Source organism: Mesorhizobium sp. M8A.F.Ca.ET.161.01.1.1 (genome assembly GCF_004792105.1).
Taxonomy (GTDB): Bacteria; Pseudomonadota; Alphaproteobacteria; order Rhizobiales; family Rhizobiaceae; genus Mesorhizobium.
On sequence record NZ_SRTD01000013.1, the window covers coordinates 144,728 to 164,140 of the forward strand.

The 19,413-nt window shown below is 64.2% G+C and carries 21 protein-coding genes; 12 read left to right on the top strand and 9 right to left on the bottom strand.

Annotated elements, in window-relative coordinates; translation table 11 throughout:
- Positions 1 to 116 precede the first annotated feature (116 nt).
- Together EN804_RS26290 and EN804_RS26295 are read left to right on the top strand one after the other, a co-directional pair.
- Positions 117 to 1,937: an aromatic amino acid ammonia-lyase gene (locus EN804_RS26290; protein WP_135921684.1), complete on the top strand. Its 1,821-nt coding sequence runs from the start codon at positions 117 to 119 to the stop codon at positions 1,935 to 1,937.
- 198 nt (positions 1,938 to 2,135) lie between these two features.
- Positions 2,136 to 2,462 carry a YciI family protein gene (locus EN804_RS26295; RefSeq protein ID WP_127278718.1) on the top strand — a complete coding sequence of 109 codons (327 nt, stop codon included), beginning with the start codon at positions 2,136 to 2,138 and terminating at the stop codon, positions 2,460 to 2,462.
- Positions 2,463 to 2,471: 9 nt separating this feature from the next.
- Here the strand turns inward: EN804_RS26295 and EN804_RS26300 are convergent, their stop codons facing one another.
- A complete protein-coding gene (locus tag EN804_RS26300; RefSeq protein ID WP_127278719.1) occupies positions 2,472 to 3,086 on the bottom strand; it encodes a LysE family translocator in 615 nt (204 codons plus the stop codon).
- A gap of 400 nt (positions 3,087 to 3,486) precedes the next feature.
- On the opposite strand from EN804_RS26300, the gene EN804_RS26305 reads away from it, so the two are divergent.
- Entirely contained in the window at positions 3,487 to 4,113 is a 627-nt protein-coding gene (locus EN804_RS26305; RefSeq protein WP_135921685.1) for a DUF1062 domain-containing protein, read from the top strand.
- Between the two features lie 58 nt (positions 4,114 to 4,171).
- Here EN804_RS26305 and typA read toward each other — a convergent pair whose 3' ends face one another.
- Positions 4,172 to 6,001 (bottom strand): translational GTPase TypA, encoded by a 1,830-nt coding sequence (typA, locus tag EN804_RS26310; protein ID WP_027145159.1) that lies wholly within the window; start codon positions 5,999 to 6,001, stop codon positions 4,172 to 4,174.
- 197 nt (positions 6,002 to 6,198) lie between these two features.
- Here typA and EN804_RS26315 point away from each other — a divergent pair, with 197 nt between their 5' ends.
- A complete protein-coding gene (locus tag EN804_RS26315) occupies positions 6,199 to 6,480 on the top strand; it encodes a hypothetical protein (RefSeq protein WP_245464393.1) in 282 nt (93 codons plus the stop codon).
- Between the two features lie 69 nt (positions 6,481 to 6,549).
- Here EN804_RS26315 and EN804_RS26320 read toward each other — a convergent pair whose 3' ends face one another.
- The gene (locus tag EN804_RS26320) at positions 6,550 to 7,833 is read right to left on the bottom strand and encodes an MFS transporter (RefSeq protein ID WP_167531439.1); all 1,284 of its coding nucleotides are present in this window, start codon (positions 7,831 to 7,833) and stop codon (positions 6,550 to 6,552) included.
- A gap of 74 nt (positions 7,834 to 7,907) precedes the next feature.
- On the opposite strand from EN804_RS26320, the gene EN804_RS26325 reads away from it, so the two are divergent.
- Both EN804_RS26325 and EN804_RS26330 read left to right on the top strand, forming a co-directional pair.
- Positions 7,908 to 8,525: a TetR/AcrR family transcriptional regulator gene (locus tag EN804_RS26325; RefSeq protein ID WP_127278722.1), complete on the top strand. Its 618-nt coding sequence runs from the start codon at positions 7,908 to 7,910 to the stop codon at positions 8,523 to 8,525.
- Between the two features lie 44 nt (positions 8,526 to 8,569).
- Positions 8,570 to 9,163, top strand: a complete 594-nt coding sequence (locus tag EN804_RS26330) for a hypothetical protein (RefSeq protein WP_127278723.1) — start codon at positions 8,570 to 8,572, stop codon at positions 9,161 to 9,163.
- Between the two features lie 9 nt (positions 9,164 to 9,172).
- Here the strand turns inward: EN804_RS26330 and ppa are convergent, their stop codons facing one another.
- The 6 genes from ppa to EN804_RS26365 all read right to left on the bottom strand — a co-directional run bounded on the left by ppa (position 9,173) and on the right by EN804_RS26365 (position 13,724).
- Positions 9,173 to 9,706: an inorganic diphosphatase gene (gene ppa / locus EN804_RS26335; RefSeq protein WP_127278724.1), complete on the bottom strand. Its 534-nt coding sequence runs from the start codon at positions 9,704 to 9,706 to the stop codon at positions 9,173 to 9,175.
- Between the two features lie 189 nt (positions 9,707 to 9,895).
- Positions 9,896 to 10,402 carry a GNAT family N-acetyltransferase gene (locus EN804_RS26340; protein ID WP_127278725.1) on the bottom strand — a complete coding sequence of 169 codons (507 nt, stop codon included), beginning with the start codon at positions 10,400 to 10,402 and terminating at the stop codon, positions 9,896 to 9,898.
- Between the two features lie 150 nt (positions 10,403 to 10,552).
- Positions 10,553 to 11,191, bottom strand: coding sequence for a TPM domain-containing protein (locus EN804_RS26345; RefSeq protein WP_127278726.1), 639 nt, complete (start codon positions 11,189 to 11,191; stop codon positions 10,553 to 10,555).
- A gap of 9 nt (positions 11,192 to 11,200) precedes the next feature.
- Positions 11,201 to 12,043, bottom strand: a complete 843-nt coding sequence (locus tag EN804_RS26350) for a YgcG family protein (RefSeq protein WP_246693489.1) — start codon at positions 12,041 to 12,043, stop codon at positions 11,201 to 11,203.
- 27 nt (positions 12,044 to 12,070) lie between these two features.
- Complete coding sequence (locus tag EN804_RS26355; protein ID WP_246693488.1) at positions 12,071 to 13,045, bottom strand: YgcG family protein; 975 nt, start codon at positions 13,043 to 13,045, stop codon at positions 12,071 to 12,073.
- A 40-nt stretch (positions 13,046 to 13,085) separates the two neighbouring features.
- Positions 13,086 to 13,724, bottom strand: coding sequence for a LemA family protein (locus EN804_RS26365; protein ID WP_127280912.1), 639 nt, complete (start codon positions 13,722 to 13,724; stop codon positions 13,086 to 13,088).
- 164 nt (positions 13,725 to 13,888) lie between these two features.
- Between EN804_RS26365 and EN804_RS26370 the strand changes: the two genes are divergently transcribed.
- From EN804_RS26370 to EN804_RS26395, 6 genes are all read left to right on the top strand, one after another.
- Positions 13,889 to 14,140 carry a hypothetical protein gene (locus tag EN804_RS26370; RefSeq protein ID WP_135921688.1) on the top strand — a complete coding sequence of 84 codons (252 nt, stop codon included), beginning with the start codon at positions 13,889 to 13,891 and terminating at the stop codon, positions 14,138 to 14,140.
- Between the two features lie 13 nt (positions 14,141 to 14,153).
- A complete protein-coding gene (gene pdxY / locus EN804_RS26375) occupies positions 14,154 to 15,038 on the top strand; it encodes a pyridoxal kinase PdxY (protein ID WP_135921689.1) in 885 nt (294 codons plus the stop codon).
- The gene (locus tag EN804_RS26380) at positions 15,035 to 15,826 is read left to right on the top strand and encodes a DUF429 domain-containing protein (protein ID WP_135921690.1); all 792 of its coding nucleotides are present in this window, start codon (positions 15,035 to 15,037) and stop codon (positions 15,824 to 15,826) included. The genes pdxY and EN804_RS26380 overlap by 4 nt, the downstream gene beginning before the upstream one ends.
- Before the next feature lie 207 nt (positions 15,827 to 16,033).
- Positions 16,034 to 16,678 (top strand): carbonic anhydrase, encoded by a 645-nt coding sequence (locus tag EN804_RS26385; protein WP_023771805.1) that lies wholly within the window; start codon positions 16,034 to 16,036, stop codon positions 16,676 to 16,678.
- Complete coding sequence (locus EN804_RS26390) at positions 16,675 to 17,109, top strand: nuclear transport factor 2 family protein (RefSeq protein WP_127872891.1); 435 nt, start codon at positions 16,675 to 16,677, stop codon at positions 17,107 to 17,109. Before EN804_RS26385 ends, EN804_RS26390 begins: the two co-directional genes overlap by 4 nt.
- Positions 17,110 to 17,198: 89 nt before the next feature.
- Positions 17,199 to 19,253 carry a M3 family metallopeptidase gene (locus EN804_RS26395; protein ID WP_135921691.1) on the top strand — a complete coding sequence of 685 codons (2,055 nt, stop codon included), beginning with the start codon at positions 17,199 to 17,201 and terminating at the stop codon, positions 19,251 to 19,253.
- The last annotated feature ends 160 nt before the right edge of the window (positions 19,254 to 19,413 follow it).

Below are 19,413 nucleotides of genomic sequence, written 5' to 3' on the forward strand. Positions count from 1 at the left end.
TCCTGCTCTCATCAAGCGTTGACAGGCGAATGCAGCCAGTTAGTTTTCCGGGAAACAAAATTTCCGAGGGGTGAAACTTCGTGCCCGAGGCTAACGCTTCGAGAATAGGAGCCCTTATGCTTGAGCGAATTGCCCAACCCCGGATTTTTCTCTGCGCCCTGACCATGACACTGGCGCTCGCCACCCCACCCGCTCATGCCTTCGAGGCAGCGACCACCTATCAGCCCATTTTCGAGACCGCGGCAGCCAAGACAGTAACGTTGACCGGGCATGACCTGACTATCGATCAGGTCATCGACATCGCCCGCAACGGCGCCAAGGTCGAGCTTAGCCCGGAAGCGCTGCAGCGCTCGGCGGATGCCTATGGCCTGCTGCTCGAGGGTGCGGCCGAAGGTATCACGATCTACTGGTTCAACCGTGGCGCCGGCGATCAGCGCGAAACGGTGATCTTCTCCGGCGATCCGACGACGCCGGAAAACAGCAAGCTCCTCAAGGAGCAGCAGCTCGCCCGCTTCAAGGGCGGGGTCAACAGAGGCTACGGGCCGGAACTGCAGGAAGAAGCGCTGGTGCGCGCGATCATGGCGATCCGCGCCAACACCATGTCCTACGAAGCCGCCAGCCCGCAGCTGACGCATATGCTTGTCGACATGCTGAACAAGCGGGTGACGCCGGTGGTGCAATCGCGCGGCACGCTCGGCGAAGGCGACCTCGCGACACTCGGCAATATCGGCGCGACTATGGTCGGCGAGGGCGAGGCCTATTTCAACGGCACACGCATGCCCGCCTCCCAGGCCCTCTCCCAGGCCGGCCTGAAGCCGCTCGAACCCTTCGCCGCCGACCAGGCCGCGCTGATCAGCACCAATGCCTATGCCCAGGCGCAAGCCGTGCTCTTGCTCGAGGACGCGCGAAAACTGCTGGAATGGACCGACCTCAGCTACGCCATGGGGCTCAACGGCATGAACTCCAGCGTGACGCCGATATCGGTGCCGGTGCAATCCATGCGGCCTTACCCGTGGCTGACATGGGACGCGGCGAGGATCATGGACATGATCAAGGGCAGCTATCTCTTCGACGAGGATCCGGCCCGCATCATCCAGGACCCGGAAAGCATGCGCGCCTCCAGCCAGCGCCAGGGCTCGGCCTGGCATGCCTGGGCGGATCTGCGCCAATCCGTGCTGCTTTCGATCAATTCGTCGGATCACAATCCGGCCATCCTGCCGGGCCTGACGCCGCAGAGCTCGCCGGAGCTGAGCACGCCGCAATTCATGAAATATTACATCAAGGGCGGGCCGCTGAGTAACGGCAAGTCCGGCTATATCTTCTCCAACGCCAACTGGGATCCCTATCCCATGGCCAATCAGGTCGAGGCTTTCACCATCTCGCTGACCAATCTTGGCGTCGCGGTGGCGCAGCGCATCGAGCGCTTCCGCAACCCCTTCTTCACCGTGGTCAAGCCGGCCGATGTGCTGAAGCCCGAAGAGCGCAAGGACATCCCGACCTTCGACGGCTATCTGCCGACCGATCTCTGGCAGGAGCTGGCCGACCTCGGCACCCCGGTGACGCCGAATGGCCAAGCGATCGTCGCCACCGTCGAGGACCTGGAAGCGCAAACCCGCATCAAGACGCAACGCGCGCGTGAGGCGGTCGACGTGTCGTTCCACCTGCTGGCGCAGGACCTGTTGACGGCAAGCTATTGGATGGAAATCCGCAAGGCGCAGAACCCGCAGCGGAAATTCGGCGCGGCGCCAACCGCGGCACTCGAGGCGCTGCGCCAGGTAATCCCCTGGCATCAGGCGGCATCGGAACGGCAAAAGCGGCCGCTCGGCATGGTCGCCTACGATTTCATGCAGGAGAACCCGGCTTCGAAATTCTATTCCGGCGGGCCGCTGGCCCCGAAGAGTGCTTCACTTCCGGCGGCCGGCGTTCTGCCCAACTGATGAGCTTGCCGCAAGGCGGTATTCCAGGAGCCGGCGCGCCACCCTTCAGAATGGCAGGAGGGCGCAAGGCGATCACCTCGCGGCAGCACGAATATTAGCGATTGCGTATTTTCGTTGCCCACTCGTCATTTTGGTCCGATGATCGGCATGCGGCATGACCGCATGCCGGTTCGATGCCGCTCATCAAGGGAGGAGAACATGGCGAAGTTTCTCTACGTCTATCACGGCTCCGGCAAGATGCCGACGAGCGACTCCGAGCGAAAGGCGATGACCGACGCCTGGACAGACTGGTTCGGAAAACTCGGCTCGGCCGTGGTCGAGCGCGGCAATCCTGTCGGCATGTCGAAGACGGTGCTGCCCGGCGGCAAGGTCGAAAACAATGGCGGCAGCAACCCGACCGGCGGCTACTCGATCATCGAGGCGAGGGATATCGACGAAGCCGCCGAGAAGGCCAAGGGCTGCCCGATGCTGGCCATGCCAAACTGCAACGTCGAGATCGCCCCCATCATCAACATGATGGGCTGACGGGTCGCCTCAAGAGCGCGCCGCGATGGCCGCCGCGGCACCGGCCATCGTCGTGGCGCTGACGCGGTTGGCGATCTTCATGGCGCGCTTGCTCCTGAGCAGTTTGCGTGCCTGCGAGGCGGCGAGCACCCAGGCGAGATCGATGGCGATCAGCACCACCGCCATGGTCGCCGTCAGTTCGACCCAGCCGACGAGACTGACCGAAGCGAGGTCGATGATGGTCGGCAACAGCGCCAGGTAGAACATCATGATCTTGGGATTGCCGAGCGTGACAGCCATGCCGGCGAAGAAAAGCTTCGCCGGCGAGTCTTCACGCGGCATCTCGCCCTCCTTGGCGTCGACGGGCGCCGTCCACATCTTCCAGGCGAGGTAGGCCAGATAGGCGACGCCAGCCCATTTCACCGCGACGAAAGCGAGATGGAAGGTCTGCGCCACCACGGCGAGCCCGAACACCGCCAGCGAAAGCCAGATGCCTTCGCCGATCCACATGGCAAGCAGGAACGGGAACACGTCGCGAAAGCCCTTCGAAATGACGCGCGCGACAAGTGCCGCGATCGACGGACCGGGCGAACCGGCGGCCACGAACAAGGCGGCGGCGAAGATCAGCAGCGAGGTGAGGTGCATGGCGAGGGTCTCTGTCTGGCAACCTTTGAAACCTGACACTAGCGCAAGCCATCGAGCTGCGGTAGCGCCGACAAAATGACGCTTGTCCGCGCGGCGTCACGCCGCTAGAAGGGCCGCCGCGAAACAATTTCGAGCTTCACTTTGCCTCAGTAACCGCCGGTCTCGTCAACTCCCCCGACACACCTGCATGGCGCCGCATCAGCAGTGCCTGTTTCATTTTTCATGTGTTCCTCTGGGCGGCGGTTCGAGACCGGTTTGGCACTGCTGAACCGCTGTCGCGCGCTTTTCGCCCAGCGACACCCGACTTCACGATCTCCGCAGCCACCCGCCACGCCGCGCCCGCACGGGCATCTCGACATCGCCGACCGGATGAACTTCCCGACGGGAAGGATTTACCGGCATGTCTTCTATCCTGCGCATCCACTGGACGATCGCGCCTAAAATCGCACCGCGCCCATTGATCAACTGCAATCGCTGCGGCGGCGTGAAAGCCTATCGCTGCAGCGGGAAATTCCGCGTCAACGCCAATGGCAAGCGCATCGACGTCTGGCTGATCTATCGTTGCGTCGACTGTGACAATTCCTGGAATTTCGGCATTTTCGAACGCTGCAACCGCCGTGACATCGGGCCGGCGCTTCTCGCGGCGCTCGAGAGCAACGATCCGGAGCTGGCACGTCGCCATGCCTTCGACATCGTCGCCCTGCGCAACCAGGTTGGGCGCGTCGAGGAATTCCCTGATGCCGCCGTGCGCAAACAGGTGATCGGCGGGATGAAGCAGGGCGCGACGGCGCTGGAACTCCGGCTGGGTTTGGAAGTGCCGATATCGCTGAGGCTCGACCGCTTGCTGGCCAGCGAATTCGGCATCTCGCGATCGCGGCTCCAGGCGCTGGAGGAGCGACGGCTGCTGGTCGTTGATTCCGAGGGGAGCAAAGCCCTTCGCAAGCCAGCCCGCGAGGGGACGACGATCCGCGTCAATCTTGCCAGCGAACCAGATCGGCAGGCCATCATCCTGGCCGCTGGGGGATGAAAAAGGGGCGAGGCACCGATGTGCCTCGCCCCTTCCGTCAGTTCCGTAAAATGGAAAATTACGCCGCGCCGACCGCCTTCGACGACTTCTCGAAGCGCTTGCGCTCGTTCGGGTCGAGATAGAGCTTGCGCAGGCGAATAGTCTTCGGCGTCACCTCGACCAGCTCGTCGTCCTGGATCCAGGCCAGCGCGCGCTCCAGCGTCATGCGGATCGGCGGGGTGAGCTTGACCGCTTCATCCTTGCCGGCGGCGCGGATGTTGGTCAGCTTCTTGCCCTTCAGCACGTTCACTTCGAGGTCGTTGTCCCTGCTGTGGATGCCGATGATCATGCCCTGATAGACCTTGACGCCCGGATCGATGACCATCGGGCCACGGTCTTCCAGGTTCCACATGGCGTAGGCGACCGACTCGCCCTGCTCGTTGGAGATCAGCACGCCGTTGGTGCGGCCGGGCAATTCGCCCTTGTAGGGCTCGTAGGCATGGAACAGCCGGTTCATCACGGCGGTGCCGCGCGTGTCGGTCAACAATTCCGACTGGTAACCGATCAGGCCGCGCGTCGGCGCGTGGAAGACGATGCGCTGGCGGTTGCCGCCCGAGGGCCGCAGCTCGACCATTTCGGCCTTGCGCTCCGACATCTTCTGCACGACGACGCCGGCATGCTCCTCGTCGACGTCGATGACGACTTCCTCGACCGGCTCCAGCAATTCGCCGTTCTCGCCCTTCTGCATGACGACGCGTGGACGCGAGACGGCGATTTCGAAGCCTTCGCGGCGCATGGTCTCGATCAGCACGGCGAGCTGCAATTCGCCACGTCCGGAGACGAAGAACGAATCCTTGTCGGGCGATTCCTCGATCTTCAGCGCGACATTGCCTTCGGCCTCGCGCAGCAGCCGGTCGCGGATGACGCGGCTGGTCACCTTGTCGCCTTCGGTACCGGCGAGCGGGCTGTCGTTGACGAGGAAGGACATGGTCACGGTCGGCGGGTCGATCGGCTGCGCATGCAGCGCCTCGGTCACCGCCAGGTCGCAGAACGTGTCGGCGACGGTCCCCTTGGACAGGCCGGCAATGGCAACGATGTCACCTGCCTGCGCCTCTTCGATCGGCTGGCGCTCGAGGCCCCGGAAAGCAAGGATCTTCGAAATGCGGCCGGTTTCGATCTGGGTGCCATCATTGTGCAGCACCTTGACCGCCTGGTTCGACTTCAGCGTGCCGCTCTCGATGCGGCCGGTGATGATGCGGCCGAGGAACGGGTTGGCTTCCAGGATGGTGCCGATCATGCGGAACGGGCCGGGATGAACGGTCGGCGCCGGGACATGCTTGATGACGAGGTCGAACAGCGGCGCAAGCTGCTGGTCCTTCGGGCCTTCGGGATTTTCCGACACCCAGCCGTCGCGGCCCGAACCATAGAGGATCGGGAAGTCGAGCTGCTCGTCGGTGGCATCGAGCGCGGCGAACAGGTCGAACACCTCGTTGACCACCTCGACATGGCGGGCGTCGGGACGGTCGATCTTGTTGATGACGACGATCGGCTTCAAACCGACCTTCAGCGCCTTGCCGACGACGAACTTGGTCTGCGGCATCGGCCCTTCGGCGGCGTCGACCAGCACGATGGCCGAATCCACCATCGAGAGGATGCGCTCGACCTCACCGCCGAAATCGGCGTGGCCGGGGGTGTCGACGATGTTGATGCGGGTGTCCTTCCAGTCGACCGAGGTCGCCTTGGCCAGGATGGTGATGCCGCGTTCCTTTTCGAGGTCGTTGGAATCCATGGCGCGCTCGGCGACGCGCTGGTTGTCTCGGAAAGACCCGGATTGCTTCAAAAGCTGGTCGACCAGGGTGGTCTTTCCATGGTCGACGTGCGCGATGATCGCGATATTACGGAGGTTCATGATTCTGGTCTCGGAAGCGTTGCAGGCAGCAGGCCAAAGGCGCTGCCTCTTTCGGTTGCGCGGCTCATACAGGGTTTTTCGCAGTTGCGAAAGGGGAAGCGCGACACCAAATACTCATCAAATCTTAAGCATCTGCGTGTGAAATGATTTTGTTAACCAAGGCGGGAACCTTTGAGGGCCCGGACAGTTCGAACGTCATGACCGATAAACTCAACCGATTTTGGCCGCTGATCGCGTCCGCCGCCTTTGCCGTCCTGCTGGCGGCCAATGCCGCGCAATCAGCCGCGACGCTGAAGGAAGCGCGTGCCGTCCTGCCGGCTGACGCGCCTTCCGCGCAACAGGCCTTTGCCGACGCACCCGATGGCGTCGACCCGGTGGTGACCGGCCCGGTCAGCGCCGCCTTCAAGCAGAGACAGGCCAGCGCCAATTGTGATGCGGCGGTTTGGCCCAACATTCCGATGGTCTGCTATCCCGACTGAAAGTTCGCGCCGTTCCGCGAAGCTGGCGATCTCCCCCTCGTGGGAAGATCGGCCATTCTGCCTGCCGCCTCAAGCCGGCTGCGGTTCCGGATCGAAAGCCGGCCGGCTGGTGTTGATCAGGAGCGAAATACAGGCGGCGGCGATCGCCGTCATGCCGGCAATCAGGAACGCCAGTTCGTAATTGCCCTGCAGTTCGCGCATCGTACCGCCGAAGGCGGCGGCGGTGGCGGCACCCACCTGGTGACCGGCGACGATCCAGCCGAACACGATCGGCCCGCTACGGTCGCCGAAGGCTTCGTTGGCGAGCCGCAGCGTCGGCGGCACGGTGGCGATCCAGTCGAGACCGTAGAGCACCGCGAAGATGATCAGGCTGGTCGCCGAGAAGCCGGAATAGGGCAGGTAGATCAGCGAGAGACCACGCACCGCGTAGTAGACGCCAAGCAGTTTGCGCGGGTCGTAACGGTCGGTGAGCCATCCTGACAGCGTCGTGCCGATCAGGTCGAAAATGCCCATCATCGACAACAGGCCGGCCGCTTGCACCTCCCCGATGCCCATGTCGCCGCAGAACGCGATCAGATGTGTGCCGACGAGACCGTTGGTGGTGAAGCCACAGACGAAGAAGGTGGCGAACAGGTACCAGAACACCCGCGTGCCGGCGGCCCGGCGCAACGTGTTGAGCGTATGCGCCAGGAAGTTGCCTTGTGACGCGGGCGAAGTCGGCGGCACATCATCCGCCTCTGCGCCATAACGCACCATGCCGATCGAGGCCGGGCGCTCCGGCACCAGCAGCCAGACCAGAGGGATCAACGCCGCGGTCGCGATCGCGACGGCGATGACGACAGGCTGCCAGCCGCCTGCCTGCGCAAGCGAGGCGATCAGCGGCAGGAAAATCAGCATGCCGGTGGCACTGGAGGCCGACATCAGCCCCATGACAAGGCCGCGATTGGTCTTGAACCAGCGGTTGACGATGGTGGCACCCAGCACACTGGCGACGGCGCCAGATCCGATGCCGGAAAAAACGCCCCAGGTGATGAACAGATGCCAGGGCTTGGTCATCAGCAGGCTGAGCCCGGTCGAAGCCGACATCACCACCAGCGACGCAAGCAGCGTGCGGCGCAGCCCGATGCGTTCCATCAGCGCCGCGGCGAACGGACCGGTCAGCCCATAGAGCAGGATACCGACGCCAGCGGCCAATGAAATGACGTCGCGCCGCCAGCCGAAGCTGTTTTCCAGCGGCAGCATCATGACGGACGGCGCGGAGCGCAGGCCGGCCGCGATCAGCAGGCAGAGGAAGATGACGCCAACCACGACGAAAGCGTAGCGCTGGCCAAACGGACGGGATTGAGCTATCATGTTACTGACCGGTACGTTGCAAGGTGGGTGTATGTATACGTACCGATCGGTAACATTGTCAATCGAGTCTTATGATGCCAAGCGACAAAAATATTGAACTGACCATCAGCGACGGTCATGCGTCGGCGCCACCCAAGGCCGCCAAGAAGATCCTCGACGTGGCCTATGACCTGTTCTACCGGCGAGGTATCAGGGCGATCGGTGTCGACGAGATCGTCAAGCGCGCCGGCGTCACCAAGCCGAGCCTCTATCGCAGCTTTCCCTCCAAGGACGAACTGGCCGCCTCCTACCTCAGGCAATACGATCTTGAATACTGGGAGCGTTTCGATGAGGCGGTTGCCGCCAATCCCGGTGACCCTCGTGCGCAGATCAAGGCTTTCCTGACCCGCATCGGCAAGCGAACGCAGGTGGCGGACTATCGCGGCTGCGGCATGACCAATGCGGCGGTCGAATATCCCGACCACAGCCATCCGGCCCGCGTCGTCAGCGAGGCCAACAAGCAGGAATTGCGCCGCCGCCTGCGCGCCATGGCGGCTGCGATGGGCGCGCATGACCCTGACACGCTGGGCGACGGGCTGCTGCTGCTCATCGAAGGCGCCTATATCAGCGGCCAGCTGTTCGGCCTCGGCGGACCGGCACAGTCGGTCGCCCGCAACGCCGACCTGCTGATCGAGGCGAGCTTGAAGAAATAGCGATTGGCGATACGCTGGGACGACCGCCAACGGAGATCCCCGCGATGCGCAGCCTGTTGATCCCGCTCATCCTCGCCGGCCTCTGCCAGGCGGCACAAGCCGGCGAGATATCCAGCGCCTACACCGACCTCGACTGGAAGAAGGACTGCGTGACCTATGCGCAGGCCGAGCAGGGCGACGGCGATTGGGCCGACCTCGCCTGCTCCGGCTATCGCGGCTATTCCGTGCTGATCGGATATGACGACGCCCGCGAATCGCTGTTCTACGGTTTTCCGCCCGGCGGCGACATGACGTCCGCCTGGGAAAGTTTTTCGGCCTTCAATTCGTCCGGGGCCAAGGTCGAGTGGCGCATCGAAACCAATGGCGACAAGGCGGTGCCATTCGCGGTCATCCACCGCCGCTCGATCAGCAATCCCGAGGACGAGACCAGGAAGACCGAGGTGCTGCTCGTCGCCAAGGTCGCCCAGATGGACGCCCGTGACGGCTGCACCGTCGGCCTGGTGCTGGCCACCGGCAACCCCACCGCCAACGACCAGGCGCGCAAGATCGCCGACGAGAAGGCGAAAGGCTTCGCCTGCGGCAAGGACAAGCGCGTGGTGATCGGCGACGTGCCGGCTTTCGGCCGGGTTGATAACTGACCGCTCGAGCTACTTGCTCGCCTTTGCCCGTGCAACCGCGTCGATGATCATCCTCTTGGCGTATTTGGAATCGTGCCAGCCTTCGATCTTGACCCATTTGCCGGGCTCGAGATCCTTGTAGTGCTCGAAGAAGTGTTGCACCTGCTGGCGCGTGATGTCGGGCAGCTGCGTGTATTCGGTGATGTTCTCGTAGCGCAGTGTGAGCTTCGGTGACGGCACCGCGATGATCTTCTCGTCCTGGCCGGCATTGTCTTCCATGATCAGCACGCCGATCGGCCGCACATTGATGACGCAGCCCGGCACCAGCGCACGCGTGTTGCAAACCAGCACGTCGATCGGGTCGCCGTCGCCCGACAGCGTGTGCGGCACGAAGCCGTAATTGCCGGGGTAGCGCATCGAGGTGTGCAGGAAGCGGTCGACGAACAGCGTGCCGGCCTCCTTGTCCATCTCGTACTTGATCGGCTCGCCGCCGATCGGCACCTCGATGATGACGTTGACGTCCTCAGGCGGATTCTTTCCAGTGGCTATGGCTTCGATGCGCATGGCTTTTGTCCCTCTCTCGATTGGCAGGAGATAGCGGGCGGCGCAAAATGGTGCAATGCGGCGAATGGTGCTTACATGCATCCGGCGGGACGCGATGGCGTTCGGCGCGTTCAATCATCGGCACAAGATGTTTCAGCGTCGTGATTTACGTGAGCCCGGGACTTCGCCTTCCGCGATCGTGCCCGGCAGTCACTCCCAGACGAAGGCGACCTTCTTCAGCGCCTTCTGCTCGAAAATCTCGACCCCTTCGGCGATGTCGCGTCCGCCGGCACCTGCGTAGAAGGCGAGTGCGTTCTGGTTGTCTTCCAGCGCCCACACCACCATGCCCTTCAGCCCATGGTCGGCAAGCCGCGCCCTGGCCGCTGAAAACAGCCGCCTGCCCAGCCCGATGCCCTGATATTCCGGGCGCAGGTACAATTCGTAGATCTCGCCTTGCTGCTTGAGCTCCTTGGCGCGGTTCTTGCCGATCGTCGCATAGCCGGCAATCGTGCCGCCGATCTCGACGACCAGCACGGTCGCCGCGCGGCGTATGGCATTCGCCCACCAGTCGGTTCCCCGGCGGTTGATCATCGACGTCAGCGTGCGGTGCGGGATGATGCCGCTATAGGCGCCGCGCCAGGCTTCCAAGTGCACCTCGGCAATGGCGCCGGCATCGCGCGGGTCTGCCTTCCGAATATCGATCGTCAGCGTATTCATGATTTGTTAACCATAAACCCGCATCGGCCGATTGCAAGAGTCCGGGGCGGCCCGCCAACCGCTTTCTACATCCGATCCTGACATTGCCGAAATTGGATAAGCCCCGTCCCGAAATGGGCCGGATCGGCAGGGTGGCGTCTGCCGGCAGACTCAGATTTCGACCAGATGGTCGTCCAGTTCGTTGGTATCGCCCGGCGTAACAGGGAAATGCTCGGCCAGCACCGCCCCCACCTGCTCGATCGCCTTGACGAAGCCGTCGGCGAGCCGGTCGTCCCCGGCATGGGCGGTCAGGTCACGCACCACTCCGTCCCAGACTTGTTGGCCGACCTTGGCGTCGATGCCTGAATCGGCCACCACCTCGGCGTAGCGCTCGGCGATCGAGACGAAGATCAGCACGCCGGTGCGCGCCGTGGTGCGGTGAACGTTGCGGGCGAGAAACTGTTTGACCGCATTGGCGTGCGCTGCCTGATAGCGCAGCCGGCGTGGCACCATGTGGATGCGCAGGCCGGGCAGCGTCCACAGCAGGGCCAGCACGCAGGCCAGCGCCAGCAACTCGGCAATGACGAAATGCGGCAGGCGGATGGTGAGCCACCAGGCTTCCAGCCCATAGGCGACGGCAAGGCTGACGATCAGCATGCCGAGGGTCGCCATCAGCGCGGCGGGGGCGAAATAACCGTCGCTGGCATGCGCCACGACGCAATAGATCTCGCCATCGGTTTGCGCTTCGGCGGCACGGATCGCAGCGGCGATGCGCTCATGATCCTGCGGGCTGATCGGTCGTGTTGCCATGATCTTGTCTCACCAGCTTCCTGAAGAACCGCCACCGCCGGACGAGCCGCCGCCGCCCGAAAACCCGCCGCCGCCGCTGCTTGACCCCGAGGACCAGCCGCCGCCCGACGACCCCGTCGTCCAGCCGCTGCTGCCCGTGGATCCGCCCGCTCCCTGGCCATAGCGAAACGTCATCCCCAGCCATCTATACACGCCCGGCGACAGCTTCGTGCCGAACATCGGCGGCAGGAATGCCATTGCCAGGCCACCGAAGAACATCGTCGCCCACAGGATCAGGAACACGGCGACGATCGGGTCCATGGAAGTGCTGCTGTCGGCGGGATTGCGGCGGCCGCGCGCCTCCAGTTCCTCGGGATTGCCTTCCAGCACCATGACCATGTCGTCGACGGCCTTGGAGATGCCGCCGGAGAAATCGCCGGCACGGAACGCCGGCACCATGTCGTTCTCGATGATCAGCTTGGTATGCAGATCGGTCAGCGTGCCTTCCAGCCCATAGCCGACCTCGATGCGCATCTTGCGGTCGTTTGGCGCGACCAGGAGCAGGACGCCGTTGTTCTCCTTGGCCTGGCCGAGCTTCCAGAAACGGAACAGCCGGTTGGCGTAGGGTTCGATCTCCTCGCCGTCGAGACTGGGGATGGTGGCGACGACGATCTGATCCGAGCCCTTGGTTTCGAAGTCCGCCAGCTTCTGCGTCAGCGCGGCCTTGGTCGCGGCATCGATAATGCCGGCATTGTCGACCACACGGCCGGTGAGAACCGGAAGATCGGCGGCGAAGGCGGCGATCGAGGCAAGCAGCAGGGACGCCAGTGTGATTAAGGCCAGGCGCAATCCCGTGGCGCATCGGCCGGGCATCGATGGGACGGCGGCTCTTACCATGGCCTACCAGCTTCCCGAGGCGCCGCCGCCGCCGGACGAACCGCCGCCGCCCGAAAAGCCGCCACCCCCGCCACCCGAAGACCAGCCGCCGCCGGAGCTTCCGGACGACCAGCCGCCCCCGGATGAGGACCGCCGGTGCGGCTCGAAGGTCATGCCCAGCCAGCGATAGCGTCCGGGCCCGAGCTTCTGGCCGAAGATCGGCGGCAGGACCGAGGCCGCGATGCTGCCGAAGAAAATGATCGCCCAGATGCTGATGAAGACGGCGAAGAACAGGTCGTCGGCATTGAACGGCGGCTGCTCGTTGCGCTTGCCACGCGCCTCCAAGTCCTCCGGATTGCCCTCCAGCACCATGATCATGTCGTCGACGGCCTTGGAGATACCGCCGGAGAAATCGCCGGCACGGAACGCCGGCACCATGTCGTTCTCGATGATCAGCTTGGTGTGCAGGTCGGTCAGCGTGCCTTCCAGCCCATAGCCGACCTCGATGCGCATCTTGCGATCGTTCGGCGCGACCAGGAGCAGGACGCCGTTGTTCTCCTTGGCCTGGCCGAGCTTCCAGAAGCGGAACAGCCGGTTGGCGTAGGGTTCGATCTCCTCGCCGTCGAGGCTGGGGATGGTGGCGACGACGATCTGGTCCGAGCCCTTGGTTTCGAAGGCGGCGAGTTTTTGGGTCAGCGCCGCACGTGTGCCGGCATCGATGATGCCGGCATTGTCGACGACGCGGCCGGTGAGCGCCGGCAGATCGGCGGCGAAGGCGCTTAGGGGTAGGAGAAGGAAACCGAGAAGAAACCCAAGAAGAGTGAGGTACGCGCGAGGCGCCCCTCTCTGTCCTGCCGGACATCTCCCCCACGAGGGGGGAGATTGGCGGCTTGACCGCCGGCTCTCCCTTTTAGGCGTTGGAGATTGGCGAAAGCCAACGCGACATGTGATCTCCCCACTCGTGGGGGAGATGTCCGGCAGGACAGAGGGGGGCGCCACGGAACGCAATGCTTTCAGGCCCCGCGAAACAATGGCCCGTTCACCCGCCCTGCTTCGTGCCGAAATCGACCTTCGGCGGCTGCATCTTGTCTTCGTCGACGGTGAAGTTGGCGAACGGCTCGTTGCCACGGAACCAGAAGGTCGCCCACAGCACCGACGGGAAGGTCTTCAGCGTCAGATTGTAGTCCCTGACGGCCTGGATGTAGTCGCGCCGCGCCACCGCGATGCGGTTCTCGGTGCCTTCGAGCTGTGCCTGCAGCGCCAGGAAATTCTGGTTGGCCTTGAGGTCGGGATAGGCCTCCGACACCGCGATCAGCCGCGACAGCGCGCTGGTCAGCCCTGCCTGGGCATCCTGGAACTTCTTGAGCGCTTCCGGATCCTTCAGCGTTTCCGGCGTCACCGTGATCTGCGTCGCCTTGGCGCGCGCCTCGACCACCGCGTCGAGCGTGTCCTTTTCATGCGAAGCATAGCCTTTGACCGTCTCGACCAGATTGGGAATGAGATCGGCGCGGCGTTGATACTGATTCAACACCTCGCTCCATGCCGCCCTGGCGTTTTCTTCCGCCGTCGGGATGGTGTTGTAGCCACAGCCGGCAAGCAGCGGCAGCACGATTGCCATCATCAGGAAGGCGGGCAGCGTGCGGAATGTCGATGGTCGAGCAAGGCGCTGGGCAAGCATGATGGGGTTCCCTCGATAGAAGTTGCAGGCGAAGCATTACCACAATCGGCGCGCAAGAAAACGGCCTCGACCTCTGGAACAGGCTCTGCGTGAATCGGGCCCGCGCAAGGCCCTGTGATTGGGTCCGCGAACGCGATAAGGTCCGATCAGAACGGGACATCAACATGGCGCAACGCCAGAACAGCGACAGCGAATCGCGCCGTATCCTCCAGCGCGTCGCGCAGGAGACCGATCCGGCCGGCAACTCTTTCGTGGCACGGACGACGAAAGGCATGCGCGACCACGTCTCCGCGGCCGACGCCGATCGCACGGATCCGATCGAAGTCTGGGGTACGCGCGTTGGCCGGATACTCGGACTGCTTCTGGCGCTGGGCCTGATGGTCTGGCTCGTGCTTTTCCTCACCCGGGACAGCTAGGAATCAAGAAACAATGAGCGCCGAAAAAGCCGACGCGCCGCGCGCGGTCATCGTCATTTCCAGCCATGTCGCCCGTGGCTCCGTCGGCAACCGCGCCGCCGTCTTCGCGCTGGAGACCTTGGGCTTTCCGGTGTGGGCGGTGCCGACAATCATCCTGCCCTGGCATCCCGGACATGGCCGCGCCACCCGCATCGTGCCGCCGCTCGACCAGTTCAAGGCGCTGATGGCCGATCTGGAGCGCGCGCCGTGGCTGGGTGAAGTCGGCGCCGTGCTCTCCGGTTACCTCGGCGAGGCCGGCCAGGCCGAGGCGGTCGCCTCGCTGGTCGCCGCGGTCAAGGCCAGGACGCCCGACGCCGTCTATATCTGCGATCCGGTGATGGGTGATTCCGGCGGCCTCTATGTGCCCGAGCCCACCGCCGCCGCCATGCGCGACCGCCTGATGCCGATCGCCGACATCGCCACCCCCAACCGCTATGAGCTGGGATGGATGGCCGGCGCGCCGCTGCCCGACCTGAAATCGGTGATCTCGGCGGCGCTCCATGCCGGACCGTCGACCATGCTGGTCACCTCGGCACCGGCGATGATTTCAGGCGGCACCGGCAATTTGCTGCTCGACGGCACCCAGGCGCTGCTCGCCGAACACCGCCTGATCGACAAGCCGCCGAACGGTCTGGGCGACCTGACGGCCGCCGTCTACCTGGCGCGCATCCTGTCCGGCCAGCCGGCGATCAAGGCGCTGCAGTCGACCACGGCGGCGGTCTACGAGATCCTGGCGCGCACGGCCAAGCGCGGCGGCGACGAATTGCAGCTCGAAACCGATGCGCAGAGCCTGTCGCACCCGATGGCCATGGTCCAGCTTCGCCACCTGACGCATCCGGGGCGGGACCGCCGGGCGTGACCCCCGCCGAAATCGTGCTCGTCGGCGCCGATGGCTGCAAGGCCGGCTGGATCGCCGTGCTGCACGAACCCGGTTCGACACCTCGTGACGCCAGCCCCGCGCCTTCGGTCGATGTCTTCCCCACATTTGCTGCCCTGCTGGCGGCGATCCCCGATGACGCGATCGTCGCCGTCGACATGCCGATCGGCTTGCCGGAATTTTCGCAAAATGGCGGGCGCGGACCGGAAGCGCTGGTGCGGCCGCTGCTCGGCGCGCGCCAGTCCAGCGTCTTTTCGATCCCGTCCCGCGCCGCGCTCTATGCCGACACCTGCGGCTTCACCACGATCGAAGCCTGGTACGCCGCGCATCGCAGCGCAAGCGAGGTGGCCAGGACCACATCCGATCCACCGCGCGGCGTTTCCATCCAGGCCTTCGGCATCTTCTCCAAGATCCGTGAGATCGACACACTGCTGATCGCGCGGCCCGAACTGCGTGGCCGCGTCTTCGAATCGCATCCGGAAGTCGCCTTCTGCCGCCTGAATGGCGACCAGGCCATGCTGTTGCCGAAGAAGATCAAGGGCAGTGTCAACCCGGCCGGCATGGCGGAGCGCAAGGCACTGCTTTGCCGGCATGGCTATGAAATGGACTTCGTCGACCAGCCGCCGCCACGTGGTGCGGCCGCCGACGATTTCCTCGATGCGGCGGCGATGGCGCTGATCGCCGGCCGCATCGCCAGCGGCAAAGCAAAACCGTTTCCCGACCCGCCGCTCGCTGACGGTTTTGGCATACCGGTCGCCATCTGGGCATGACAATGTCGGCGGGCGTCACGCTTTTGGCGCATGGCATTTATGGCCAGCCCCTACAATTCTGCATTGCTCGTAGCGGGCTTTTGCCGTTAGAGCCTTTCCTCGACCGCGACGTATCGGCCCGAAAGCCGGAATCGGCTTTCGGAAAGCACGATGCGTAAACAAAATAGCAGAGCTGCCGCCTCCAACCCGGAAAGGCCTTAGCCGCCCATGCCTCATCTTCCCGAACACCTCCTCGCCGGCTACCGCAATTTCATGAACGGCCGCTACCTGACGGAGAGCGGCCGCTATCGCGAGCTCGCCCGCGAAGGCCAGGCGCCCGAGACCATGATCGTCGCTTGCTGCGACTCGCGATCTGCACCCGAGGCGATCTTCGACGCCGGCCCCGGCGAGCTCTTCGTGCTGCGCAATGTCGGCAACCTGGTGCCGCCTTACGAGCCGGACGGCGAGTTCCATTCGACTTCGGCGGCGCTCGAATTCGCGGTGCAGAGTCTCAAGGTCAAGAACATCGTCGTCATGGGCCACGGCCGCTGCGGCGGCATCCGCGCGGCGCTCGACCCCAATTCCGCGCCGCTGTCGCCCGGCGACTTCATCGGCAAGTGGATGAGCCTGATCGCGCCCGCCGCCGAGACGGTGTCGGCCAGCACCTTCATGACGGCGACGGAGCGCCAGACGGCACTCGAGCGCATCTCGATTCGCTATTCCCTCGCCAACCTCAGGACCTTTCCCTGCGTCTCGATCCTCGAGGGCAAGGGGCGGCTGTCGCTGCACGGAGCCTGGTTCGACATTTCGACCGGCGAGCTCTGGGTGATGAACAAGGAAACCGGCGATTTCGAGCGCCCGGTGCTGGAATGACCGGTACGGCGCGGCAGGCGATGAGCGTCCGGCCGGTCGTTTTCGCGGCGGCCGCGCTGCTGATAGCGATCGTTGCCGCTCGCGCCGATGACCGCGCCATCATCAGCCGCTGGTATTCGGCGCTGCTGGTCGCCGATCGCACCGAGCTGTCAGACCTGCTCGCCGACGACGTCCGCATCAAGCTCGACGACCTCGGCGTCGTCCAGAGCAAGCAGGAATTCATCGCTTCGCTCGACGAATGGAAAGGCGCGGTTGCCGGTGCTGCTATCCGGCACCGCATCGAGAAGAGCGAGGGCGGGGTCACCACCGTGATCGCCTGCTACGATTTCCCCGACAATGACATGCTGATGCAGGAAACCTTCGCGGTGAACAACAACCGCATCACCGCCAGCTCGCAAGCCGCGATCGCCGAAAACTGCGAGGGCTACTGAGGCGGATCGGCCAACTGGCATATTGCGGGCCCGCGGGCCACGCCCTACATCGGTGACACCCTCCTTCTGATGCCAGCGAAAGACCCTCCATGCCCTCTCCGAAAGCCGTCGATCTCGCCGCCCATCCGTTGACCGCGTGGCGAGGACCGCTCGGCCTGCCCGATTTTGCCCATATTGGCGACGGTGATTTCTCCCCTGTCTTCGACGCCGCGCTGAAGGCGCATGAGGCCGAGATCGACGCGATCGCCACCAGCAAGGATGCGCCGACCATCGACAACACGCTTGCCGCGCTGGAACTGGGCGGCGAGGCGCTCGATCACGTCTCGTCGATCTTCTGGTGCCGCGCCGGCGCCTTCACCAACGAGACGATCCAGGCGCTGGAGCGCGACATTTCGCCGAAGATGTCGAGGCACTTCTCGGCGATCTCGATGAACGAAAAACTGTTTGCCCGCATCGACGACCTCTATCAGCGCCGCGAGAGCCTGAAGCTCGATCCCGAGACGCTGCGTGTCCTGGAGAAGACCTGGAAAGGCTTCGTCCGTTCCGGCGCCAAGCTCGACGCCGACGGCAAGAAGCGGTTGGCGAAAATCAGCGAGGAGCTGTCGTCGCTCGGCACGACTTTCGGTCAGAACGTGCTGGCCGACGAGCGCGACTGGGCGCTCTTCCTCGACGAGGCCGACCTCGCCGGCCTGCCGGATTTCGTGAAAAGCTCGATGGCCGAGGCCGCCGAGATACGTGGCCAGAAGGGCCGCTACGCCGTCACCCTGTCGCGCTCGATCTACGAGCCGTTCACCACCTTCTCCGAGCGCCGCGACCTGCGCGAGATCGCCTTTCGCGCCTTCACCATGCGCGGCCAGAACGGTGGTGCGTCCGACAACACGACGGTGGTGCGCGACATGCTGAAACTGCGGGCCGAGAAGGCGAAGCTGCTCGGCTATGCCTCCTTCGCCGCGCTCAAGCTCGACGACACCATGGCCAAGACACCGAAGGCGGTGCATGCGCTGCTCGACCCGGTCTGGGACAAGGCGCTGGAAAAAGCCGCCGCCGACCAGAAGGAACTGGAGCGGCTGGCGGCCGAAGCCGGCAGCAACGAAAAATTCGCCGCCTGGGACTGGCGCTTCTACCAGGAGAAGCTGCGCGCGGAAAAGTTCGCCTTCGATGAGGCCGAACTCAAACCCTACCTGCAGCTCGACCGCGTCATCGACGCCTGCTTCGACGTGGCGACGCGGCTGTTCGGCATCACTTTCGAGGAGAAGAAGGGTATTGCCGCCTGGCACCCGGACGCGCGTGTCTTCGTGGTGAAAAACGCCGACGGGAGCGAGCGCGGCCTGTTCCTGGCCGACTATTTCGCGCGGCCCTCGAAACGCTCCGGCGCTTGGATGAGCGCGCTGAAGTCCGGATATAAGCTCGGTCACGGCGCGAAGCCGGTGATCTACAACGTCATGAACTTCGCCAAGCCGCCGGCGGGCGAGCCGGCCCTGCTGTCGGTCGACGAGGCGAAGACCTTGTTCCACGAATTCGGCCATGCGCTGCATGGCATGCTGACCGACGTCACCTGGCCATCGGTTTCCGGAACTTCGGTCAGCCGCGACTTCGTCGAACTGCCCTCGCAGCTTTACGAGCACTGGTTGACGGTGCCGGCGGTGCTGGAAAAGCATGCATTGCATGTCAAGACCGGCAAGCCGATGCCGAAGGCGCTGCTCGACAAGATGCTGGCCGCGCGCACTTTCGGCGCCGGCTTCGCCACGGTCGAATTCACCGCCTCCGCCTTGATCGACATGGCCTACCATGCACGGCCCGACGCGCCGGAACAGCCGCTTCGTTTCGAGGGCGAAACATTGGAAAAGCTCGACATGCCTGACACGATCGCGATGCGCCATCGCACCCCGCATTTCGGCCATGTCTTCTCGGGCGACGGTTACTCGGCCGGCTATTATTCCTACATGTGGTCGGAGGTGCTCGACGCCGATGCCTTCGCCGCCTTCGAGGAGACCGGAGACCCCTTCAACCCGGCGCTGGCCGAGCGGCTGAGGAAGAACATCTACGCTGCCGGCGGCTCGAAGGATCCCGAAGAGCTGTACACGGCGTTTCGCGGCAAGATGCCTTCGGCAGACGCGATGATGGTGAAGCGGGGGTTGGTTTAGACAATCGCCGAGGTCGGCGCTGCCCCTCATCGCCCTGCCGGTGTCCAGCCGATAGATGGGTAACAGATTGAACCGGATACATAGGTAACAGTTCTCCCCCTATGCATCCGCCGCAGCGCCAAGCGGTTTGGTTGGCGCGGCGCTGCGGCGGACGAGCTTC

Excerpts from the sequence above, each read along its gene's own strand:
- EN804_RS26290 (WP_135921684.1), top strand. The coding sequence starts at position 117 with ATGCTTGAGCGAATTGCCCAACCCCGGATTTTTCTCTGCGCCCTGACC.
- EN804_RS26295 (WP_127278718.1), top strand. The coding sequence starts at position 2,136 with ATGGCGAAGTTTCTCTACGTCTATCACGGCTCCGGCAAGATGCCGACG.
- EN804_RS26300 (WP_127278719.1), bottom strand. The coding sequence starts at position 3,086 with ATGCACCTCACCTCGCTGCTGATCTTCGCCGCCGCCTTGTTCGTGGCC.
- EN804_RS26305 (WP_135921685.1), top strand. The coding sequence starts at position 3,487 with ATGTCTTCTATCCTGCGCATCCACTGGACGATCGCGCCTAAAATCGCA.
- typA (WP_027145159.1), bottom strand. The coding sequence starts at position 6,001 with ATGAACCTCCGTAATATCGCGATCATCGCGCACGTCGACCATGGAAAG.
- EN804_RS26315 (WP_245464393.1), top strand. The coding sequence starts at position 6,199 with ATGACCGATAAACTCAACCGATTTTGGCCGCTGATCGCGTCCGCCGCC.
- EN804_RS26320 (WP_167531439.1), bottom strand. The coding sequence starts at position 7,833 with ATGATAGCTCAATCCCGTCCGTTTGGCCAGCGCTACGCTTTCGTCGTG.
- EN804_RS26325 (WP_127278722.1), top strand. The coding sequence starts at position 7,908 with ATGCCAAGCGACAAAAATATTGAACTGACCATCAGCGACGGTCATGCG.
- EN804_RS26330 (WP_127278723.1), top strand. The coding sequence starts at position 8,570 with ATGCGCAGCCTGTTGATCCCGCTCATCCTCGCCGGCCTCTGCCAGGCG.
- ppa (WP_127278724.1), bottom strand. The coding sequence starts at position 9,706 with ATGCGCATCGAAGCCATAGCCACTGGAAAGAATCCGCCTGAGGACGTC.
- EN804_RS26340 (WP_127278725.1), bottom strand. The coding sequence starts at position 10,402 with ATGAATACGCTGACGATCGATATTCGGAAGGCAGACCCGCGCGATGCC.
- EN804_RS26345 (WP_127278726.1), bottom strand. The coding sequence starts at position 11,191 with ATGGCAACACGACCGATCAGCCCGCAGGATCATGAGCGCATCGCCGCT.
- EN804_RS26350 (WP_246693489.1), bottom strand. The coding sequence starts at position 12,043 with ATGCCCGGCCGATGCGCCACGGGATTGCGCCTGGCCTTAATCACACTG.
- EN804_RS26365 (WP_127280912.1), bottom strand. The coding sequence starts at position 13,724 with ATGCTTGCCCAGCGCCTTGCTCGACCATCGACATTCCGCACGCTGCCC.
- EN804_RS26370 (WP_135921688.1), top strand. The coding sequence starts at position 13,889 with ATGGCGCAACGCCAGAACAGCGACAGCGAATCGCGCCGTATCCTCCAG.
- pdxY (WP_135921689.1), top strand. The coding sequence starts at position 14,154 with ATGAGCGCCGAAAAAGCCGACGCGCCGCGCGCGGTCATCGTCATTTCC.
- EN804_RS26385 (WP_023771805.1), top strand. The coding sequence starts at position 16,034 with ATGCCTCATCTTCCCGAACACCTCCTCGCCGGCTACCGCAATTTCATG.
- EN804_RS26390 (WP_127872891.1), top strand. The coding sequence starts at position 16,675 with ATGACCGGTACGGCGCGGCAGGCGATGAGCGTCCGGCCGGTCGTTTTC.
- EN804_RS26395 (WP_135921691.1), top strand. The coding sequence starts at position 17,199 with ATGCCCTCTCCGAAAGCCGTCGATCTCGCCGCCCATCCGTTGACCGCG.